The sequence below is a fragment of the Neisseria sp. HMSC070H10 genome (genome assembly GCF_001837635.1).
Classification (GTDB): Bacteria; Pseudomonadota; Gammaproteobacteria; order Burkholderiales; family Neisseriaceae; genus Neisseria; species Neisseria subflava_A.
The window spans coordinates 237,452-256,410 of the sequence record NZ_KV833376.1 but is presented as its reverse complement, the minus strand read 5'-3'; the positions used below and the strand labels follow the sequence as shown (position 1 = coordinate 256,410).

16 protein-coding genes and 1 other RNA gene are annotated in these 18,959 nt (G+C 48.4%); 7 read left to right on the top strand and 10 right to left on the bottom strand.

What is annotated here, in order from left to right:
* Nucleotides 1-3: 3 nt before the first annotated feature.
* From HMPREF2606_RS07140 to HMPREF2606_RS07130, 3 genes are all read right to left on the bottom strand, one after another.
* A complete protein-coding gene (locus HMPREF2606_RS07140; protein WP_070459940.1) occupies nt 4-3,762 on the bottom strand; it encodes a hemagglutinin repeat-containing protein in 3,759 nt (1,252 codons plus the stop codon).
* Nucleotides 3,763-4,016: 254 nt separating this feature from the next.
* On the bottom strand, nt 4,017-5,684 hold the full coding sequence (locus tag HMPREF2606_RS07135; protein WP_070584172.1) for a ShlB/FhaC/HecB family hemolysin secretion/activation protein: 1,668 nt from the start codon (nt 5,682-5,684) through the stop codon (nt 4,017-4,019).
* 211 nt (nt 5,685-5,895) lie between these two features.
* Nucleotides 5,896-6,804, bottom strand: a complete 909-nt coding sequence (locus HMPREF2606_RS07130; protein ID WP_070584173.1) for a Dyp-type peroxidase — start codon at nt 6,802-6,804, stop codon at nt 5,896-5,898.
* Nucleotides 6,805-6,907: 103 nt separating this feature from the next.
* Between HMPREF2606_RS07130 and HMPREF2606_RS07125 the strand changes: the two genes are divergently transcribed.
* Nucleotides 6,908-7,996, top strand: a complete 1,089-nt coding sequence (locus tag HMPREF2606_RS07125) for a metallophosphoesterase (protein WP_070584175.1) — start codon at nt 6,908-6,910, stop codon at nt 7,994-7,996.
* A 139-nt stretch (nt 7,997-8,135) separates the two neighbouring features.
* Nucleotides 8,136-8,726, top strand: a complete 591-nt coding sequence (locus HMPREF2606_RS07120; protein ID WP_070712578.1) for a LemA family protein — start codon at nt 8,136-8,138, stop codon at nt 8,724-8,726.
* A gap of 108 nt (nt 8,727-8,834) precedes the next feature.
* Here HMPREF2606_RS07120 and HMPREF2606_RS07115 read toward each other — a convergent pair whose 3' ends face one another.
* Genes HMPREF2606_RS07115 through HMPREF2606_RS07100 form a run of 4 tightly spaced genes read right to left on the bottom strand, consistent with a single transcriptional unit; the run spans nt 8,835 to nt 13,104 of the window.
* Nucleotides 8,835-9,947: an SGNH/GDSL hydrolase family protein gene (locus HMPREF2606_RS07115; RefSeq protein WP_070712579.1), complete on the bottom strand. Its 1,113-nt coding sequence runs from the start codon at nt 9,945-9,947 to the stop codon at nt 8,835-8,837.
* Nucleotides 9,944-10,972 carry a peptidoglycan O-acetyltransferase PatB gene (gene patB / locus HMPREF2606_RS07110; protein WP_070712581.1) on the bottom strand — a complete coding sequence of 343 codons (1,029 nt, stop codon included), beginning with the start codon at nt 10,970-10,972 and terminating at the stop codon, nt 9,944-9,946. The genes HMPREF2606_RS07115 and patB overlap by 4 nt, the downstream gene beginning before the upstream one ends.
* Nucleotides 10,973-10,982: 10 nt before the next feature.
* The gene (locus tag HMPREF2606_RS07105) at nt 10,983-12,419 is read right to left on the bottom strand and encodes an MBOAT family O-acyltransferase (protein WP_070712583.1); all 1,437 of its coding nucleotides are present in this window, start codon (nt 12,417-12,419) and stop codon (nt 10,983-10,985) included.
* Between the two features lie 46 nt (nt 12,420-12,465).
* Nucleotides 12,466-13,104, bottom strand: a complete 639-nt coding sequence (locus HMPREF2606_RS07100; RefSeq protein WP_070584185.1) for a DedA family protein — start codon at nt 13,102-13,104, stop codon at nt 12,466-12,468.
* 229 nt (nt 13,105-13,333) lie between these two features.
* Between HMPREF2606_RS07100 and hda the strand changes: the two genes are divergently transcribed.
* The 4 genes from hda to HMPREF2606_RS07080 all read left to right on the top strand — a co-directional run bounded on the left by hda (nt 13,334) and on the right by HMPREF2606_RS07080 (nt 15,983).
* Nucleotides 13,334-14,002: a DnaA regulatory inactivator Hda gene (hda, locus tag HMPREF2606_RS07095; protein WP_036490522.1), complete on the top strand. Its 669-nt coding sequence runs from the start codon at nt 13,334-13,336 to the stop codon at nt 14,000-14,002.
* Nucleotides 13,999-14,667, top strand: coding sequence for a histidinol-phosphatase (locus tag HMPREF2606_RS07090; protein ID WP_070584186.1), 669 nt, complete (start codon nt 13,999-14,001; stop codon nt 14,665-14,667). The genes hda and HMPREF2606_RS07090 overlap by 4 nt, the downstream gene beginning before the upstream one ends.
* A gap of 58 nt (nt 14,668-14,725) precedes the next feature.
* Nucleotides 14,726-15,040 carry a TonB family protein gene (locus tag HMPREF2606_RS07085; protein ID WP_003747161.1) on the top strand — a complete coding sequence of 105 codons (315 nt, stop codon included), beginning with the start codon at nt 14,726-14,728 and terminating at the stop codon, nt 15,038-15,040.
* 157 nt (nt 15,041-15,197) lie between these two features.
* Nucleotides 15,198-15,983 (top strand): endonuclease/exonuclease/phosphatase family protein, encoded by a 786-nt coding sequence (locus HMPREF2606_RS07080; RefSeq protein WP_039862165.1) that lies wholly within the window; start codon nt 15,198-15,200, stop codon nt 15,981-15,983.
* A 164-nt stretch (nt 15,984-16,147) separates the two neighbouring features.
* On the opposite strand, the gene ssrA is transcribed toward HMPREF2606_RS07080, so the two are convergent.
* The 3 genes from ssrA to HMPREF2606_RS07065 form a co-directional block, all read right to left on the bottom strand.
* Nucleotides 16,148-16,510, bottom strand: a transfer-messenger RNA (tmRNA) gene (gene ssrA, locus HMPREF2606_RS07075).
* A gap of 112 nt (nt 16,511-16,622) precedes the next feature.
* On the bottom strand, nt 16,623-17,837 hold the full coding sequence (locus tag HMPREF2606_RS07070) for a pyridoxal phosphate-dependent aminotransferase (protein WP_036490528.1): 1,215 nt from the start codon (nt 17,835-17,837) through the stop codon (nt 16,623-16,625).
* A gap of 84 nt (nt 17,838-17,921) precedes the next feature.
* On the bottom strand, nt 17,922-18,137 hold the full coding sequence (locus HMPREF2606_RS07065) for a tautomerase family protein (RefSeq protein ID WP_003682441.1): 216 nt from the start codon (nt 18,135-18,137) through the stop codon (nt 17,922-17,924).
* A 165-nt stretch (nt 18,138-18,302) separates the two neighbouring features.
* Between HMPREF2606_RS07065 and HMPREF2606_RS07060 the strand changes: the two genes are divergently transcribed.
* Entirely contained in the window at nt 18,303-18,902 is a 600-nt protein-coding gene (locus HMPREF2606_RS07060; protein WP_036491216.1) for an MlaC/ttg2D family ABC transporter substrate-binding protein, read from the top strand.
* The last annotated feature ends 57 nt before the right edge of the window (nt 18,903-18,959 follow it).

Sequence of the window (18,959 nt, the reverse complement as noted above, 5' to 3'; positions counted from 1 at the left end):
ATTTTAGTAGCGCAAACGGCGTCTGGCGTAGCTTGGTTGGCGAGGATGGTAGGTATAACGGTTCGCCGCAGGAGCTTTACTGTCGTCATAGTAGTACGCAACATTATTACCGTTGATGGTCGTATTGTTGACGCTCAAACCGGTTGGAGAGCCGGTAGTGATAACAACATTGTCGCTTTGGATGGTGTTTGCCGTATTGGTTACGGTGGCGTCGTTTTTACCTTTGGCGTTGATGCCGCCGTTTGGTTTGCCTGAAGCGTAGCTGCCGTTGACATTGACGGTCAGATTTTTTTCGTTAACGCTGCTGATCGCGCCGGAAGTATTGACTTTGTTGCCTTCTACTTCAACGGAGTTATTGGATACCAGGTTGGTACCGTGCAGGTTGACGTCGCCGTTGTTGGCATTGATTTTAATATCGTTGCCGGCCACTACATTTGCGCCTGCGGCGGTAGAAGACGCGTTATCGGTTTTGTTGACGCCGACAGAGCCGTTGACGTGAGGAACGGCAACACCGGTTTCAACATTGATTGTCGCGCCAGCGCCGATACCGACATTAACGGCTGTACCTTGGTTGGAGGCAGTATTGGCTGACTCGGTGAAGGTTACGCCGTTGCCTGCGGTAATGTTGACGTTGTTGTTGGCAGTAATGTTGGATGCGATTTCAGCAGAGTCTTTGGCGTTGATGACAACATTGGTCGCATTCATATCGCCTTTGACGGCGGTAGATTCTTTTTTGTTTTCATCAGCGTAGTTGACGTTCAGGTTGGCATTCACATCAACGTTTGAACCGTCTTTGGTGTATGCGCCGACAGTCAAAGAAGCGCCTCCTTGTTTACTGCTGCTGTTGCTGGTGTTGTGGGCGGCAGTGTTGTGGTATGAACCTGCATCAATGTTGATCGCACCGGTAACATCATATTTTGTACCTTCATCAGACACTTTGTCATTTGCCAAAACGATGGCATTGCCTGCGTTGATGGTGGTTACGGTTGCAGTGGATTCATTGTGGGTCGAAGAGTTGCCTTGACCTTGTGCAGTGATTTCACCGCCGATGCCTTTGTTGGTGCTGATGCCAACAGAAACGACCAAACCGCCGCCGTTTTGTTTCACATCGGATTTTGCACCGCTGTGTGCCGCTGCATGGGTAACGTTTTTGGCAGATTCAACCACATTGCCGGTCGCGTTAATCACGGTACCTTCTTGATTAATATTGCCGTTTGCAGTGATGGTAGCGTTGCCGCCGGTGTTGATGTTGGATACATGGGATGTATTCGTTACGGTAGTTGCATCTGTTTTGGTGCTGGTAATGCCGACAGATACGCCGACGCCTGCAACGTTATTTTTTTCGTATGCAGTAGCAGATACGCCCAAATCGGTTACGCGGCCGGATTCGGTCACAGTGCTGCTGCCTTTGGATGCAACAACATTGACGTCATTGGCTGCGGAAATGTTGACAGATTCTTCGCCGTTGACTTGGCTGCCGCTGACGGTAACGTTTGAGTTGGAAGACAACTGGGTGTTTTTACCGGTCAAAATGCTGCCGTTCAGGCCGACAGAATGGGTGTCGGTGTGGGTATCGGTAAATTTGATACCGGCTTTGGCAGTCACGCTGCCGTTTTCTTTATTGGTTTCGATACCAGAGTAGCCTTTGATGGAATACTCGTTGACCTGCTTGTTTTCTACTGCTTTGGCTGCATCAATGGTCAAATCGCCTGCGGAAGACAGTTGCAGTTTTTGTGCCGCAAACAATGCAGAACCGATCACATTGATGTCTTTGTTGGAAACAACGGTCAGGTCGGCATTGGAAACCAGGGTAGAACCGGTTACTTTTTCAATGCTGCTGTTGCTGCTGGTTTTAGAGGTAGTGATATTGAAAATCGTACCTTTACGCGCGCTTTGTGCGGAAGTATCGGTGCTGGTGGCGTTTTTAATATCAACATTGCCTGCTTTGGAGCTGACGAATGTACCGGCTTGGCCTTCAACGGTACTGCCGTAAACGTTGACGCCGTTTTTTGCACCCAAGACTACGTTTGAGTTGGCAGTAATGCTGCTGCCGTGCAGGTTTTCTGTACGGTTGTTTTGAACTTGGCTTTCACCGCCGAACAGGCCGCCCCAGTATTTTTTCTGGTCATCGAGGCTGTTGGTATTAGTGGTGGTTTGAGTGCCCAAGTTGATCTTGTTGACATCGGTAACGACATTGCCGTTTGCCGCGATGCTTGCGCCGTAAGTGCTCAAATCGCCTTCGGAAATCAAACCGATATCACCGGCTGCGGAGATTTTGGTTTGATGGGCGGTAGAGTTTTTGGAAGATTTTGTAGCGATACCGGTTTTCAGGGCGGCAGTTTCATTTTTGAAGCTGACATAAGTCGAGCTGCTGTCGGTTTCGCTGTTGCTGCTCAATACGATTCCTTGTTGGGCGGCAATGCGAGCATCAGCAGCCGAGTTTAGTTCGGTCGCATCCAATTGAACTTTGCCTGTGGTGGCAATATTGACAGAGCCGGCATTGATTTTGGTTTGATGCAGGCTTTCGTCAGCAGAAGAGCTCAGGTTGTTGTTGTACCAAAGGCCTTTGCTTTGAGTATGGTCGGATTCTATGCGGTTGGTGGTTTTTACCGCGTTAGAATTGAAGTTGCCTGTGGCAGATGCGGTCAGCGCGCCGGCATTGATGTTGGCTGCGCTCAGGTTGAGGCTGCCGCTATTGTTCAAAGTCAATGACTCGGATGCATTGATATTGCTGGCGGTAAAGGTTTCCGTTTTGTTGCGGTCTGAACGGAAGTGCTGAACATTTTTCGCCTCTTTGCCGCTGGAAGACTTGTTAGCAGAATGGCTGTTAACCGTGCCTTTGATGTCGGTATCGCGGGCAAACAATTCCATTTGTGCGCCGGTCAGATTGGCAGACTGGATGCTCAGGTTGCCTTTGCTGTCGATATTCAGGTAGCGGGTGCCGGTAATCGCCGCATTTTGAATGTTTTGTTTGGCGCGTTTGTCGGTCGCGTGGATGCGGATGGTACCGGCACGCATACTGCCGAAGATATGACCGTCAAGCACCGGCGCATTTGAAGCAGCGTCCAATGCTTCGATTTGCGCGGTTTTGTAGTCGAAGTTGCTTTTGCCTGAAGAAACGTTGATGGCGTCGGCGGCATTAACATTGGCTGATTTACCGACAACAACTTGCGGCGCGAGCAGGTCAACTACGCGGTTGCCGCTCAAATTGCCGTTTACTTGCAGTTGTTTGCCATTGTCGCTGATATTAAAAGATTTCAACGTGCCGTCTGAAACGGTTGGCGTACCGACAACCAAGGATGTGCGGTTGGCATTCAGGATGCTGCCGCCGTTGTGGGTAATGCCGTTAGGGTTTGCCAAAACATAGTCTGCGGCAATACCGAAGATCTCTTGCTGACCCAAGATCAGAGAAGGGTTTTTGCTGACCACTTCGTTCAAGATCACAGATGCGGCCTGACCTTGGAAGTTTTTGTTGGCAGACAGGTTTCCGGCCAGTTGGGATTTACCGGCAGACAGGGCGTTATTCAAAACGGCACCGTGTTGGGAAACGTTGTACTTGTTATATTGGTTGTGAGAAAGACCTTGGGCCGTCGGTGCGGCAATGTTGACGATGTCAACATTGTGTTGCTGCTGTACCGAAGTTTGGCCGATGGCTTCGATATTGGCCGCTACCGCTGCATTTCCCAGGAATGCAAAGCACACGGCGACAGTTACTTTGCCAGAAGCTGAGAGCTTAGGCTGATATAAAGTGTCGATTTTCATGGATTTTAATCCTTATTTATCGTGATGGAGATTGAATCAGAAATCCCATATCGGGTATGAGATTTCTGTTGAGGAAATTTTGAATGTATTAACATTGTTATAAAATTTTTTACAATAATACCACCAGTACGGCCTTGTGTGCACTATTTCAAATGCAAATATAAACCGCCCATCTTATTGATATTAATGAAAAATTAATAATGTTAAGATGGGCGGTTTATATATTGGATAAAAGGATATATATTTACATAACTTTAAAATGGAATGCGCAAAGAAACGGTCACATGATCCTGTATTTCACTGTTTGATTGGTTGGGCATGCGCGCAAAACCTTTGCCATAGTCGGCAGAAAGTTGCCATTTATCCGCCTTGCCCAAATTCAAACCTGCAACCACACCCATGGCGCGTTGCGAACCTTCGTTATTGTTTTTGGCAACGCCGATGTCTGCACCCAGATAAGGCTCGATATAGATGCCGTGAGGCGTATTGCGGCGGAAATAAACGGTATTGCTTAACAGGACTGCGCTGTTTGCGCTCAAAGAAGTTGAACGGAAACCGCGTACATTTTGATGACCGACGACGTCCATTTCTTTGGTGGCAAACAAATCATGAGGGCTATATTGGGCATCGATTTGGTGATGGTTGCGCACGATCCATTTACCCAATGGGCGGTTTTGAATCAAATTGCTTTGCAAGGATACAGAGGTATAGCGCTTGTCGAACGGCGTATGTTCGGTATTTTTCGCAAACCCTTGTTCCACACCGATATTGTTGAGCCAAATACCGTTTGGCAGGATGGTTGTATGCGACAGGCCGACTTGTGCCGAATAGATTTCCGGGCTTTGCAGTTCCAGTTTGCTGTCGGCAAATTTTGCAGTCTGTTTCACATAATCGATGCCGGCATAGGCGGAGGTAATGTGTTTTTGACTGCGTGAAAATACGCGGTCCGCTTTGATTCCTGCCGCTTTGGATTTGGAGCGGTAGGCATAGCGCGTTACGCTGGGCGTTAAGATGCTTTGCGATTGCGACGCGGCGGCGTAAGTGCTGAATGTCCATGCGCCATAAGGTACTTGGTAGAACATACTGCCGCCGCGACTGTAATGGCTGTCGTGATTGTTTAGATTGGTATAGCCGTTTAGATAAAGGGAGTCGCTCAATCCCAACGGGCTGCCGACATTCAGGCTGCCGCGAAGTGTCGTGGTATTGGGTTTGCTGCCTTTATTGTCGATAGTCACGCTACCGCCCCAATGTTTTTGGGCATCGTTGTTGAGTTGGATGGAGGCGGTGCCGTCATCATGCGGATAAACATCGATGCTGACGTTGTTGCCGGCAACATGGTTTGCCTGTTCAATACCTTGGTCGAGGTATTGGATGTTCAGCGGTTTGCCTTGATGATCGGGGAAGAGGGTATTGACATTGACCGTACGGGAGCCGCCGGTAATTTCACGGATTTTGCCTTCGATGACTGCCAATTTCAGGACGCGTTCAGGCGTGGTTTCAAATTTGATTTGCGTATGCGGATAGCCTTGAGCGATATATTCGGCAACGATATCCCGGTTCAGTTGGTTGATACTGTTTTGATTGATGCATTTGGGTAACTTGGCTTCAATCTTTTTGGAATCGATGAGGGTAATACCGGAAAGCTCGATACCGGTGTAATCCAAGCATTCGGTATTGTTTTCAGACGGCATTTCTTGTGCAACCGCGTCATTATCTTGCTTTTTCTGCAAATCCCATGCCGACTGCTCGCGTTTTTGGATTTCGACGGAATGAATTTGGTCGAGATTGTCGCGGAAGTCTTTGTCGAATTGGTTGGGTACGTTTTTATCGATTTGATCAAGCGGATTCGGCGTATTGGCCGCATAGGCGTTTAGCGCGGAGAGAATCAATACAGGCAAGGGAAGAAGGCGGGATTTATACATGGTGTCGTAATTTTATAGGGATAATGATTGGGTTTATTTTATCGAAAATAGCTGCTTGGGCGTATCAGTTTTTATCGTTGTCTGTAATCAGGGTTTATTAAGCAACAAGTGGATAAATTTCTATGATAATACCATAAAAGTATTAAGGGAATTTAAATAACAAAAACCTGCCTTTTCAAAGGCAGGTTTTTTTCAGACGGCCTTTGAGCCGTTAAAGATTTTGCAAACGCTCGACAGAAGGTGCGTAGTAGTAAGCACCTGATACGGCTTTAGACAAATGTTTCAACAGCAAGTCGGTTTTGCCGTCAGATTCGCCGAACATATTGAGCAGTTGAACTTCAATATTGTGCAGCGTGTTGCAATAGGAAGTGAACATCAGACCATGTTCGCCACTGAGTTTGCCGAAGGGCAGGCTGCGGCGAACGATTTTCAGGCCAACGCCGTTTTCTTTGACATTGACGCGACCGAGATGAGAGTCGGGCAGGCGCACGTCTTTGCCGAATTCGTCATTGGTTTCTTTGCTGCGGCCAACGCTGGCTTCTTGTTCGGCAGTAGAAACAGCATCCCATTTTTTCAAATCGTGCAGATATTTTTGAAGCAAAACATAGCTGCCGCCGGCATCCGGCTTGCCTTCGGGAATGATGGCAACATTGCGCACATTGTCATCGCCCTGCGGATTTTCCGTACCATCGACAAAACCGTCCAAGCCGCGGTCTTCATACAGGCGCAGGCCGTGTTCTTCAGTGGCTACTCGGATGCTATCACCGAATGCGCTGAAAACAGATTGGGCCAAGGCGTAGGCGGCTTTTTGCTCGGTGGCTTGAATGTGGATATAGAGGTCGTGTTGGGTGGAGGGTGCGAGGCCGTTGCCCAATTCTGGGAAAGGTTTGATTTCGCTGCCTTCGTCAGTATGGCCGAACGATTGCCATGCGCGGCTGCCAAAGGCAATGGTCAAACCCAAAATATCATTCGGAAAACGGGTTTTCAGTTTAGCCAGAGCCTCCAAAGAAAGACGGCAGGCAGATTTGATGTCTTCATTGCGGCCGTCTGAAATGTCTGCTTCGATAAAAATACCGGCTTGTGCGTGATCAGGAATAATGGCTGATTGGGGATGGCTCATGATGATTCCTTTCAAAATATTATGGGTTTTTACGCGGGGGATTATACACTGAAAGTTTCAGACGGCCTAAAATCTGCCTTTTGATTTTTTAGGGCGGAAAGGCATGTTTGGCAAGATGTTTTTTGTGAGCGTCATTCTGTTGCAAGTGTTTACATTCGGGCTCGGGCGTTCGCTGCAATGGTTGTTTGCGCCTTGGATTGGCAAAGTCGGCAGACGTTGGCTGATGGGTATTTCCTATTTCATTACAAACGGCTTGTTGGTCGGTTTGCTGCTGGAGTTGGGACATATAATATTCCGCGCGATGGCGTTTTGGATGGTGATCTTGCTGTTTGTGATGTATGCCGCGCTGGCGACATTTATCCTGTATCTTTTGCTGCGCCGTTTTATGGCACGCCAACTGCTGTCACGAAGCCTGCGGCTGTTTGCGCCTTTGTTTGTGGCCGGTTTGCTCGGTTTTGGGATGTATAACGCCTATACGCCTGTTGTTCGCCATCAGACTGTATTCATCAATAAGAAAATGGATAAGCCGCTGCGTATCGGCGTGGCCAGCGATTTGCACTTGGGGATTTTGTTTGGCGCGCGTCAATTGGACAAGCTAACGGACATCATGAAGCGGGAAAAAGTCGACATGGTGTTGCTGCCGGGGGATTTGATGGACGATACCGTTGATGCCTACCTTAAAGAAAACATGAAACCGCATTTGCAGAAGCTGACTGCGCCGATGGGCGTTTATGCCACTTTGGGCAATCATGACTGGTTCCGCGATCAGAAGCGTATCAAACATGAATTGGAAGCGGCAGGTTTGACGGTTTTGGCCAATCAGGTTCTGGAAGTGAATGGTGTGTTGCTGGTAGGGCGGAGCGATGATTTGGATCGCAAGCGTCCCAGTGCGGAGCAGCTTTTGGAAGGTCAAAATACCCAATTACCGGTTTTATTGATGGATCACCGTCCTACTTCAATCGAAACCCATGCCCGGCTGCCGATTGATGTGCAGGTCTCCGGCCATGTCCACAACGGCCAAGTTGCACCTGCCAACCTTATCGTCCATACGCTTTATCGTCTCGCTTATGGTTATGAAGCAATCGGCAACGGCCATTTCTTCACCACTTCGGGCTATGGCTTCTGGGGCATTCCCCTTCGTTTGGGTTCGCAATCAGAAGTGTGGATTATCGACATCAAGTCAAAGCATTGAAATAGAAATATAAACTTCAGGCCGTCTGAATTTCAGACGGCCTTTTTTATGAAAATTGGGAAAAATATTGAAATTGGATTATAATCAATGTAAAAAATCAGCCACCGATATGAGTGGCATCATAACTAGGGAACTTACTATGGGTATTATTAGTCTTGCACTTATCTTCGTATCAATCACCGCCGTCTTATTGTATTTCAAACAACAGTTGAAAGACCGCAAAAAAGACTGTCGCGAATCTTTTGTCTCTTTGCGCATTGCGCTCGACTGCCGCCATCAGGCTGTCCGTCATGTATTGGATGCATACAGCAAACACCTGCAAGAGCAGGGCATTGCATCGGATCAAAACGTTCAGCAGATGTGTGCCGAAGTCGAAACCGCATTGGCGCAAACTGTCAAAACATTTTCCGAATCCAAAATCAAACATCTGTGTGAAGCCGAAACAGCATTGAATTATGCCCTGAAAAAATTGCAAACTGCCGTCAACGGTCTTTTGAAACAGTATCCTGATAAGAAATTGGCCGGTTTGATGGAAATGCTGAATGCAGCAGAAGCGGAAGTCGCATCGGCACGCCGCACTTACAACCGCAGAGCCGGAAGTTACAACCATCATTTAAACAAGCTGCCCAACCGTCTTGTCGCCAAGCCATTAGGCTTTGACAAGCAGGCAGGATTGGTTCGTTTTACGGAAAATCAAACGCAACGCATGAGCAGCAATATGTTGGCTTAAAAATTAAGCAGTTTGCTGAATAAGCGATAAATAAAAGGCCGTCTGAAATATTAATTTCAGACGGCCTTTTGTGTACTGTTAATGAAAAGTACTTAGGCTTTGGCTAATTTATTGAGCAAAGCGGATCAGGCTGTCGGCAAGCTTATCGGCTGCAGTTTCGTAACCTTGTGCAGAGAAGTGAACGCCGTCTTTGGTTGCCAAGCCTTGAGCCATCCAGCTTTTCATGCTGCATGCGCCCCCCATTGCATCTTGCCAAGACCAGAACATGATTTTTTCGTCACGGGCAACGCGTTGCTGCATTTGTTGTACTTCGCTGAGCAAGACCGGACGGTTGCCGCAGCTGCCGTAGGCGGTTTTCAAAGATTCCGGAGCGCCGAGGATCAGGATACCTGCGTTGGGCAGGGTATTTTTGATTTGGCGGATGTAATTGCGCCATGTCCGTTCGGTAGAGGAAATATCGAGATTGCCGGAAAAGGCTTCATTGGTACCGTAGGCAAGGATGATTAAATCGGCTTTGGTTTGTGCCAAATCTTCCCACATGCCCGGCCGCCATTTTGACCATTGGGATAACTGCGCGCCGTTGATGCCCATGGCGGAAACAGTTACGCCGCGTCCGGGGCGTTCGATATTAATGAAACCGATTTGCCAAGGCATGCTGCTGCTGAGGGTCATCGGTAGGGAGGCATTGGTATGCATCAGTTGCCAACCGTTTTGTGTGGCAGGGATTTCGTGGCCGTTGACGGTCAGGGTTTGCTCGGACCAAACCGGTTTGCCGAAAATGGAGATTTGTTGCATATCCATGTTGCCGTCGGCTGCGCTTAAGGTAACGCTGCCGCCATCGGCGCGTGCTTCAATACCGCCGAAAGAAAAATCGCTGTGTGATTTGCGGCTGCTGATGGTGTTCCAACCGCTGCCGTTGTAGCGGACGGTTGCCATACGTTGGCCCTTGACGGTGTTGGGATAAACCCAACCGATGCCGCCGTTGCCCCATTGTTGTTGCAAACGGCGACGAAGGCGGTCGGTGAAATAGTCGCCGGCGGTGTGGGAGTCGCCGACTTGGATAATACGAAACTTGCCGTCTGAAGCATTGTTGAGCTGTTGGAGTTTGTTCAGCCAGGCAGGGCGGTTGGAGTCGTAGTTGCTTAACAGGCCGTCATTGGAGGCGCAGGCGGTAATAGGGAGTGCGAGAAGCGTGAGGAGTAAGGTTTTATTAAATTTCATGGTTGTGTATCGTGTGTAAAATTAATTTTTTCCATAATTTTTCCGGCCAATAGCTTTTGGCCTTCTGCGGAAAAGTGAATGCCGTCCTTACTGCGGTAACGGATGATTTTTCCATCTACTTTGACAGAGTCGGCATATTCTTCTGCGCCATTGCTCAACAGTTTGTCGGTCGGCAGCCAAATGGCTTGAGGCGACACCGTACCTGACAGGATTTTGTCGAGGTAGCGCATCTGTTCGTTGAGCTTGGCTTTTTTCATGTAAGGAATGCCCAGCCAAATGACTTGGACATCATGTGTAGAGGCTGCATCAAGAATACGGCGGACGCGGTTGAGGTATTCTGCCTCCCATTCGGGGGAGGCGAACTTCAGGTATTTTTTACCCATCGGGAAATCCCAAGGGTCGTTAGGGCCTAAGAATACAACCAAAACGCGGATGTCGGGTTCTTTTTGCAAAGTTTGTTCGATGGTTTTCGGCCAGTCGAAGAAATTGGGGTAGGATAAACCGGTGCTTTGTTTGCTGAGGTTGACCGATTGTACGCCATATTCTTGCTTGAGGTGCTTTTGTACGAAAGGTGCAACGCCCTGCATCAGCGAGTCGCCGGCAAAGAAAACTTTGTTGCCTTTTTTCAATACAACCTGCGTTGCCGACTGATCAGCCTGATTGCTTGGCTCGCTGGCTGCGGTATCTGTATTGTTAGCCGCATCGGAAGCAGCAGGGTCTTTTTGATTGTCCGATACTTCAATGTTTTCCGTATTTTCAGACGGCCTTGCTGTTTCAATGCCAGAGTCTTCCGAAGCCAAAGCGTCTTCTGTTTCCAGTGAAGCTTTCAGGCCGTCTGAAAATTCGTAGGCTTTTTGTTGCCAATCCGCACCGATACGCCACCAAGCATATTCGGATAAAGGCTCAAGCGGACTGTTTTCATGATAGGTCTGCTGCCAATAGGCATTGATGGAGTTTTGGGCAAACCACGTCAGCGCAACCGCACTGAGCAGAATAGAAACAAACAGGGAGATAAAGCGTTTCATGTTCTGCTCCTTAGAAGTTGGCATAAATAAAGCCGGGAATGCCGGATGGGGCGAAGACGATAATCAGGGCGAGGATAAGCGTGATGGGGATAAACCACAGCCATGCAGGCAGTTTGTCCAAGCCTTTTACCGATGCTTCAAATAAGCGAAGCAAATACGGGTACAGCAAAAGCATCATCGCAAATGCACCCAGCAACATAAGGTCGGTCGGCAGAGGTGCGTTCCAACCTTTATCATTGGCAAATAAGGCGCTGAACAGCATTTCCGTATCGGCAAGCGTTGCGCTGTTGAATACGACAAAAGCGAAACAAACGAAATGGAAGGTAAACAGCCAGGCGAGCGGTTTGCCGATTTTCAGACGGCCTAAGGCATTGCGGCCAACGATTTTATCGCCACAATTAAGAAATACTAAAGCCGCACCGTGCAACGCGCCCCAAATCAAAAAGCTCCAGCCGTAGCCATGCCAAATGCCAGAAAGCAACATGGCAATCATTAGGTTGAGCTGGGTGCGGCCGAAGCCTTTTTTGCTGCCGCCCAAAGGGATATAGATATAGTCGCGAATCCAAGTGGACAGGCTGATGTGCCATCTGTCCCAGAAGTCACGGATGTTGATGGCGCGAAGCGGCGCGGCAAAGTTTTTCGGCAGCTGGAAGCCGAGCAGCATGGCCAAGCCGATGACCAAATCTGAGTAGCCGGAAAAGTCGAAAAAGAGTTGGAAGGTGTAGCCATAAATCGCAGACAACACGCCCCAGCCGTCGAACTGGGCCGGATTTTCAAAAACAGGCGATACCCAGCCTTCCGCCAATACGCCGGCAAGCCACCACTTTTTGGCAATGCCCAACATAATCAGGCCAACCGCCAAAGCCGGATAAATCAGCTGGCGTGCCTGTTTGGTGCGGATTTGCACCAATGCGCCTGCTTGTTCGCCATCTATGCTTTTAAAAGCGGCTGCACGGATAATCGGGCCGGATGTGATGGTGGGGAAGAAGCTCAGATGCAGTAGGAGCTCGTGCCATTCAAAACGCTCTCCCTTAGGCTCACGGTAGCAATACACCAAGTAAGCCAGCGATTGGAAAGTGTAATAAGACAAGCCCAGAGGCAAAAGGATGTCGATGATGGCGCTTTGTCCTGTATATTGCTGAATAATCGGGCGGAAAAAGTCGAAGTATTTGAAGAAACACAAAACAGTCAATGCCGCCAAAATACCGCAACCCAGCCAAAATTTGCGGATATGCTCGTTTTCAGAAAACATCAGCACGCTGACCAGGTAAACCACAGACGAGTAAACCAAAATCAGCGCGGCAAAGATGGGGTCGATACGGTAAAGCCAGCCCAGTCCGGCAACCAAAAGTAAAACGTTTTGAACTTTCGGCAAACGTGCAAATGCCCAGTACAGCGGCAAAAATACGATAAAGAATACCGCAAACTCAATAGACAACAACGGCATGACAATTCCTTGATGTGTTTAAACTTTCAAACTTTTCGATTGATTGTTATTTTTGGGCGTTAAGTTTGGCACGAATGACTTCAACTACTGCAGGTAAAATCGAAATTACGATGATTGCCGCCATGACTAAGCCCAGATTGTTTTTGACGATGGGGATATTGGCGAAGAAGTAGCCTGCATAGGAAAACGACAATACCCACAACACTGCGCCGATAATGTTGTAACGGATAAACGTCGCGTAGTGCATATCGCCCATACCGGCGACAAATGGCGCAAACGTCCGCACAATCGGCACAAAGCGGGCAATGATGATGGTTTTCCCGCCGTGTTTTTCATAAAACGCATGGGTTTTTTCCAAATACGAACGGCGGAAAATTTTGGAATCAGGATTGGCAAACAGTTTTTGTCCAAAATACTTGCCAATCATAAAGTTGGCCGCATCGCCTAAAATGGCGGCCGCTAAGAGCAGCAATACCATGACATGGATGTTCATGCCGCCGATGGCCGCAATACCGCCGGCAGCAAACAGCAGCGAGTCGCCGGGTAAAAATGGAGTCACGACCAAACCGGTTTCGCAGAAAATCACAACAAACAAAATCGCGTAAATCCACGGGCCGTATTGGGCGGAGAGGTGGACAAGGTGTTGGTCGATATGGAGGATGAAATCAATAAGGGTAGAAATCACTAGGGTTCCCAAATAAAAAGGTCGTCTGAAAAAGAACAGACAAATGTTTCGGCCAGAAGTTCGACATTGTAAAACCAAAGCGGAATAAAACCAATGCCGTAAGCGCGTCAAGATATGTTTAGAAGTGCAGATATGTTGCAGGTATAGGCTTCAGACGGCCTTTATCCTTGATGGTGAACCGCAAAACAACGTAAAATAAAACCGATTTCAACCTAACCGGTGCGCCTTTGTGAACCAGCTCATCTTCGATTTTGCCAGCCATGATTATCCCGGCTTCGACAAATTTCTGGGAACAGAAAATGCCGAGCTGGTGTATGTGTTGCAGCACAAACATGGGCAATTTATCTATGTTTGGGGCGAAGAGGGTGCAGGCAAAAGCCATCTTTTGCAGGCATGGGTCGCACAGGCGCTCGATGCCGGACGAAATGCCCTCTATATTGATGCCGCCGCCACGCCGCTGACAGAAGCCGCGCTGGATGCGGAATATCTTGCCATTGACCAAATCGAAAAGCTTAATAATGAAGAACAGGCTTTACTGTTTGCCATCTTCAACCGCTTCCGCAACAGCGGCAAAGGCTTTTTGCTTTTGAGTTCCGAATATACGCCGCAGCAGCTCGTTATCCGTGAAGACCTGCGTACACGCATGGCGTATTGCTTGGTTTACGAAGTCAAACCGCTGACCGACCGGGAAAAAATCGATGCGCTCGTCAGCATGGCGGCCGCCCGTCAGGTAACCATCGATCCGGAAATCTTTGAATACCTGATGAACCATTGGCGGCGCGATATGGACAGCCTGATGCAAATGCTCGATACCCTCGACAACTACGCCGTTATGATGGGCAAGCGCATTACTTTGCCGCTTTTGCGTCAGCTTTTAAAACAACAGGAAACCCAATGAAAAACCTTGCCATTTTCGACCTCGACAATACCTTGATCAATACCGATTCGGATCACTCCTGGCCGCAATACCTGATTAAAAAAGGCATAGTCGATGCGGCTGAAACCGAGGCGCAAAATGAAAAGTTCTACCAAGACTATCAAAACGGTTGTCTTGATATTGATGCTTTCCTCAAATTTCATCTCGCGCCTTTAGCCCGTTTCAGCAAGAAGGAATTGGCTGAGTTTCATCGCGAGTTTATGGCCGAATATATTGTTCCGCACATTTCTCCGATGCAGCGTATGTTGGTGCAAAGCCATCAAATGGCGGGCGACGAAATGTTGGTTATTTCTTCGACCAACGAATTTATCATTACCCCTATCTGCCAGCTTTTCGGTATTCACAATGTTATCGGCACACAGCTTGAAACCGGCGAAGACGGCCGATATACCGGCAACTATATCGGTACGCCCAGCCTGAAAGAAGGCAAAATTACCCGATTGAACCAATGGCTTGCCGAGCGTGGCGAGACATTTGAAAGCTACGGTAAAGTTTATTTTTACAGCGACTCCAAAAACGATTTGCCTTTGTTGCGTATTGTGGACGAACCTGTTGCCGTCAATCCGGATGCCGAGCTGGAAAAAGAAGCCAAAGCAAAAGGTTGGCCGATTTTGAATTTCAAATAACGATCAATCAGGCCGTCTGAAATATTTAACCTAACCACAACCCTAATAAGGATAAAACATGAAAACGACTAAACTCCTCGCCTCAGCCCTGTTGTTTGCCGCTGTATTCGGTACTGCACAAGCAGCCGATACCGAAACTCTGGAAGCCATGAAAGCGCAAAACGGCAGCGTTAAAACCGTTTTGATGGATGTCTTCACAACTCCTGCCGGCAACGTTGACCGCGTGAATATCATTCAATCCAGCGGCAATCCTGAAATGGACGAACGTGCAGTGAAAAGCGTTTCCAAATATCCTTATCCAAAACGCAAAACCGCATCTAAATATCAGCACACTGTTACTTTTGAAACCAATGTTGAAGTAATCAATAACTGATTCGGACGCAAGGCCGTCTGAAAAACAGAAGGCGTTTTGATTGGGAAATTCCCTGTCAAAACGCTGTTTTATTCTTTAAACAAGTATAACCAAAATTGCCGTAAAACCACACGCTCCGGTGCTATACTGAAACAAATAAACCGCTTAATCATACATCATGTCTCCCCGTCCAGTTACCATTACTTCCTACAATATGCACAAAGGCATGTCCGCACTCAACCGCAAAGTGCAAGTCAACCGCATGGCTGACGCGCTGGGTGCATTGGGTTCGGATGTTTTGTTTTTACAAGAAGTCCAAGGACAACATCTCAACAGAAGCCGCCGTACCGACTTTCCCGATGCACCGCATTACGACATCATCGGCGACAGCCTCGATTATCATCGCAGCTACGGCAAAAATGCCGTCTATCCCAAACGACACCACGGCAACGCCATTCTCAGCCGCCTGCCGCTGAAAACGGAAAACAACCTCAACATCAGCGTCAATAAACTCGAACAACGCGGCCTGTTGCATTGTGAGGTCGTACCCGAAGGTTGGGAAGATCCGCTGGTGTGTTTGTGCGTCCACCTCAACTTGCGCGAGCCGGACCGCCTCAAACAATACCGAGCCATCAGCGACTACGTTGGCCGGTACATTCGTCCGGAAAGCCCTTTGATTATCGCCGGCGATTTCAATGACTGGCGGCAGAAATCAGCGCGTGAGCTGGGCAGTGCATTAGATTTGAACGAAGTATTTGTCGATAATACAGGCAAACGCCCCAAAACCTTCCCTTCGCGCCTGCCAATCCTCAGCCTTGACCGCATTTACACGCGTAATCTTGATGTCATCGATTCTGAAATCCACAACAGTAAAGACTGGCAGCATTTGTCAGATCATCTGCCCTTGAGTGTAACGGTTAGACCTCATCGTAAAATGAATATGAAATCAGATAGAAAAATGTAAGGCTGCAATCTTTTTTAAAGCACTATTGGCAATAGATTGAAAGAAAAAGTTTTTTCACTCAGATATTTGAGACAAAAACAGGCCGTCTGAAAAGTTTCAGACGGCCTGTTTAAGTTTATAAAAAAGCGCAAACCTTTTTATATCAAAAGTTTGTGCTTCAAATCTGGTGGAGGCGGGGGGAATCGAACCCCCGTCCGAAAGTCCTCTACAGAGCGTTCTACATACTTAGTTGTGTCTATTTAGAATCTCGTCCCCATCATGCCGACCAACAGGCCTTCAGAGAACCAGTTACCTTAAATCTCGTTTCCTGCCAAGTAACCCGACAGAAAACCAGTCAATGTAGAATGACGTTGCGGTAGCTTGCGCTACACAGCCCATTGACCAACTGCTGCAACGGCAGGCCTTAAGCGGCCAGTGCGTAAGTTTCGTCGTTTGCGACTATTTTGATTCAGTGTTTAACGGGAAATCTGAGACCCCGGTATGCCCGCATCTGCTTTGCAACCCCCGTCGAAACCAAGATCGCCCCCAGATAGGAAGGGTTGATTATACGCATGTCGGCGGGCTTTGCCAAGTTGCTGTTTGATTAAAAAGGCCGTCTGAACAGCGGTTTGCTTTTTCAGATGGCCTCTTTGTTTAGGTTTATTGACGGTAGTTTTGCAAGAAGCGTTCGAGTTTGCCCATGGCCTCTTCAATTTGATGAACGGGCGGCAGGGTAACGATACGGAAGTGGTCGGGGCGTATCCAGTTGAAGCCTGTGCCTTGGACGAACAGGACTTTTTCACGTACGAGCAAATCGTAGATGAATTTCATGTCGTCGTGGATGCTGTACATTTCGGTATCGATTTTGGGGAACATATACAATGCGCCCATGGGTTTGACGCAGGATACGCCGGGAATCTGGTTGACCAGTTCCCATGCTTTGTTGCGTTGCTCGAGCAGGCGGCCGCCGGGGAGGAGGAATTCGTTGATGCTTTGGTATCCGCCCAAGGCCGTCTGAATGGCATGTTGCATGGGCGTGGTGGCACAAAGGCGCATAGACGAGAGCATGTCCAAGCCTTCGATATAGCCTTTTGCATGATGTTTCGGGCCGTTGAGTATCATCCAGCCTTGACGGAACCCGGCAACGCGGTAGGCTTTTGAGAGGCCGTTAAATGTCACGGTCAGGAGGTCGGGGGCGAGCGCGGCGATATGGTAGTGTACTGCGTCGTCGTAGAGGATTTTGTCGTAAATTTCGTCGGCAAAAATAATCAGGCCGTGTTTGCGTGCCAATTCGGCGATTTCGAGCAGGATTTCTTTGCTGTACACCGCGCCTGTCGGGTTGTTGGGGTTGATGACGACGATGGCTTTGGTTTTAGGCGTAATTTTGGCTTCCATGTCGGCCAGGTTGGGAAACCAGTTGTTTTCTTCGTCGCATAGATAATGGCGGACGGTGCCGCCTGCCAGTGTTGCGGCGGCGGTCCACAAAGGATAGTCCGGTGCGGGAATCAGGATTTCGTCGCCGTCGTTGAGCAGCGCCTGCATGGACATGGTAATCAATTCGGAGACGCCGTTGCCAATGTAAACGTCGTTGACGGTAACATCGAGCAGCCCTTTGGTTTGGTAGTAGTGGACGATGGCTTTGCGTGCGGAGTAAAGGCCTTTGGAGTCGCAATAGCCTTGAGAAGTGGGCAGGTTACGGATGACGTCAACCAAGATTTCGTCAGGCGCTTCAAAGCCGAACGGAGCCGGATTGCCGATATTGAGCTTGAGAATTTTGTTGCCTTCTTCTTCCAGTTGCAGGGCTTTTTTGTGAACCGGGCCGCGGATGTCGTAGCAAACGTGATCCAGTTTGGATGATTTGGGGAATTTCTCCATGATGTGTGTTCCGTAAAATTGTTAACAATGGGATAAATGTACTCTTTTTGCGGGTAAATTAAAAGGGCTTCAGACGGCCAAGGCTTACTTATTGCGCGCTTCGGCACGGCGAACCGTCACGCTTTTACCGCCTATGCCCCAGTTGTCCATATCGATTTCGTCGATGACGACAACGGTCGTCTCAGGGTTTTTATTGAGAACGCGTGAGAGTAATTCGGTAACGCCGCGGATCAATTCGGCTTTTTGCTCCGCGCTCGGGGCTTCGCTGCCGCCGGTTACTTTAATGTTGACGTAGGGCATGGTTTCCTCCTTTGAAAATAATGTTTATATGTTATCTTATTTTTATCAGGCCGTCTGAAATTTAATTGCAGGATTTTTCATTGCCCATGCCTGCTTTTACAAAGAATTAAGTTTTTTGGAATGGATTGTTTTTACAATGCGGTTTTATTTTGGATGGATATCATCATGAACCGTTTTCTCCAAACTTTGATTGTGGCCGCTCCGATGGTGATTGCCGCACCTTATGTGGCGGCGGAAACGCATCCGGCGCAAAAGCAGATGCAGCAGAACATTGATTCTGTGTTGAAAATCGCACGCAATACGTCTTTGACAGAGGCGCAACGCGTGAAACAGGTTGAGCAGTATGCCAACCGTTATCTGGATTATGAGCGTATTTCGGCTTTAGCGGTCGGCGCGCCATGGCGTGAATTTTCTGCCAAACAGAAAACCGATTTTATCCGTGCATTCAAAGACATGGTCATTGCGATGTACTCGCATTCCGCGTTAATTGGCGCGGCGGATGCAAATGTGCGCCTGTTGCCGAAGATGACGGCAAACGGCAATAAGTTTGACGTTTTCTCAGAAATTCAAACCAAAAAAGGCACGAAGTATGAGGTGGCTTACCAACTTTACCAAAGCGGCGGTGTGTATAAGATTTACAACATCCGCGTGGACGGTACCAGCTTGGTAACGGTATACCGCAACCAATTTGGCGAGCTGATTAAGAGCAAAGGCATTGACGGTACGATTGCCACTGTCGAAGCCAAGGGCTTGAAGAAACAATAAGGCAGATTGATAAAAGGCCGTCTGAAACTTGTTTCAGACGGCCTTTTTGTATTACGG

What these genes read in the sequence shown, in the direction of transcription:
- HMPREF2606_RS07105 (WP_070712583.1), bottom strand. Translation starts at nt 12,419, where the DNA reads ATGCCGTTGTTGTCTATTGAGTTTGCGGTATTCTTTATCGTATTTTTG.
- HMPREF2606_RS07135 (WP_070584172.1), bottom strand. Translation starts at nt 5,684, where the DNA reads ATGTATAAATCCCGCCTTCTTCCCTTGCCTGTATTGATTCTCTCCGCG.
- patB (WP_070712581.1), bottom strand. Translation starts at nt 10,972, where the DNA reads ATGAAACGCTTTATCTCCCTGTTTGTTTCTATTCTGCTCAGTGCGGTT.
- HMPREF2606_RS07065 (WP_003682441.1), bottom strand. Translation starts at nt 18,137, where the DNA reads ATGCCCTACGTCAACATTAAAGTAACCGGCGGCAGCGAAGCCCCGAGC.
- HMPREF2606_RS07085 (WP_003747161.1), top strand. Translation starts at nt 14,726, where the DNA reads ATGAAAACGACTAAACTCCTCGCCTCAGCCCTGTTGTTTGCCGCTGTA.
- HMPREF2606_RS07140 (WP_070459940.1), bottom strand. Translation starts at nt 3,762, where the DNA reads ATGAAAATCGACACTTTATATCAGCCTAAGCTCTCAGCTTCTGGCAAA.
- HMPREF2606_RS07125 (WP_070584175.1), top strand. Translation starts at nt 6,908, where the DNA reads ATGTTTGGCAAGATGTTTTTTGTGAGCGTCATTCTGTTGCAAGTGTTT.
- HMPREF2606_RS07080 (WP_039862165.1), top strand. Translation starts at nt 15,198, where the DNA reads ATGTCTCCCCGTCCAGTTACCATTACTTCCTACAATATGCACAAAGGC.
- HMPREF2606_RS07090 (WP_070584186.1), top strand. Translation starts at nt 13,999, where the DNA reads ATGAAAAACCTTGCCATTTTCGACCTCGACAATACCTTGATCAATACC.
- HMPREF2606_RS07060 (WP_036491216.1), top strand. Translation starts at nt 18,303, where the DNA reads ATGAACCGTTTTCTCCAAACTTTGATTGTGGCCGCTCCGATGGTGATT.
- HMPREF2606_RS07070 (WP_036490528.1), bottom strand. Translation starts at nt 17,837, where the DNA reads ATGGAGAAATTCCCCAAATCATCCAAACTGGATCACGTTTGCTACGAC.
- HMPREF2606_RS07120 (WP_070712578.1), top strand. Translation starts at nt 8,136, where the DNA reads ATGGGTATTATTAGTCTTGCACTTATCTTCGTATCAATCACCGCCGTC.
- HMPREF2606_RS07115 (WP_070712579.1), bottom strand. Translation starts at nt 9,947, where the DNA reads ATGAAATTTAATAAAACCTTACTCCTCACGCTTCTCGCACTCCCTATT.
- HMPREF2606_RS07130 (WP_070584173.1), bottom strand. Translation starts at nt 6,804, where the DNA reads ATGAGCCATCCCCAATCAGCCATTATTCCTGATCACGCACAAGCCGGT.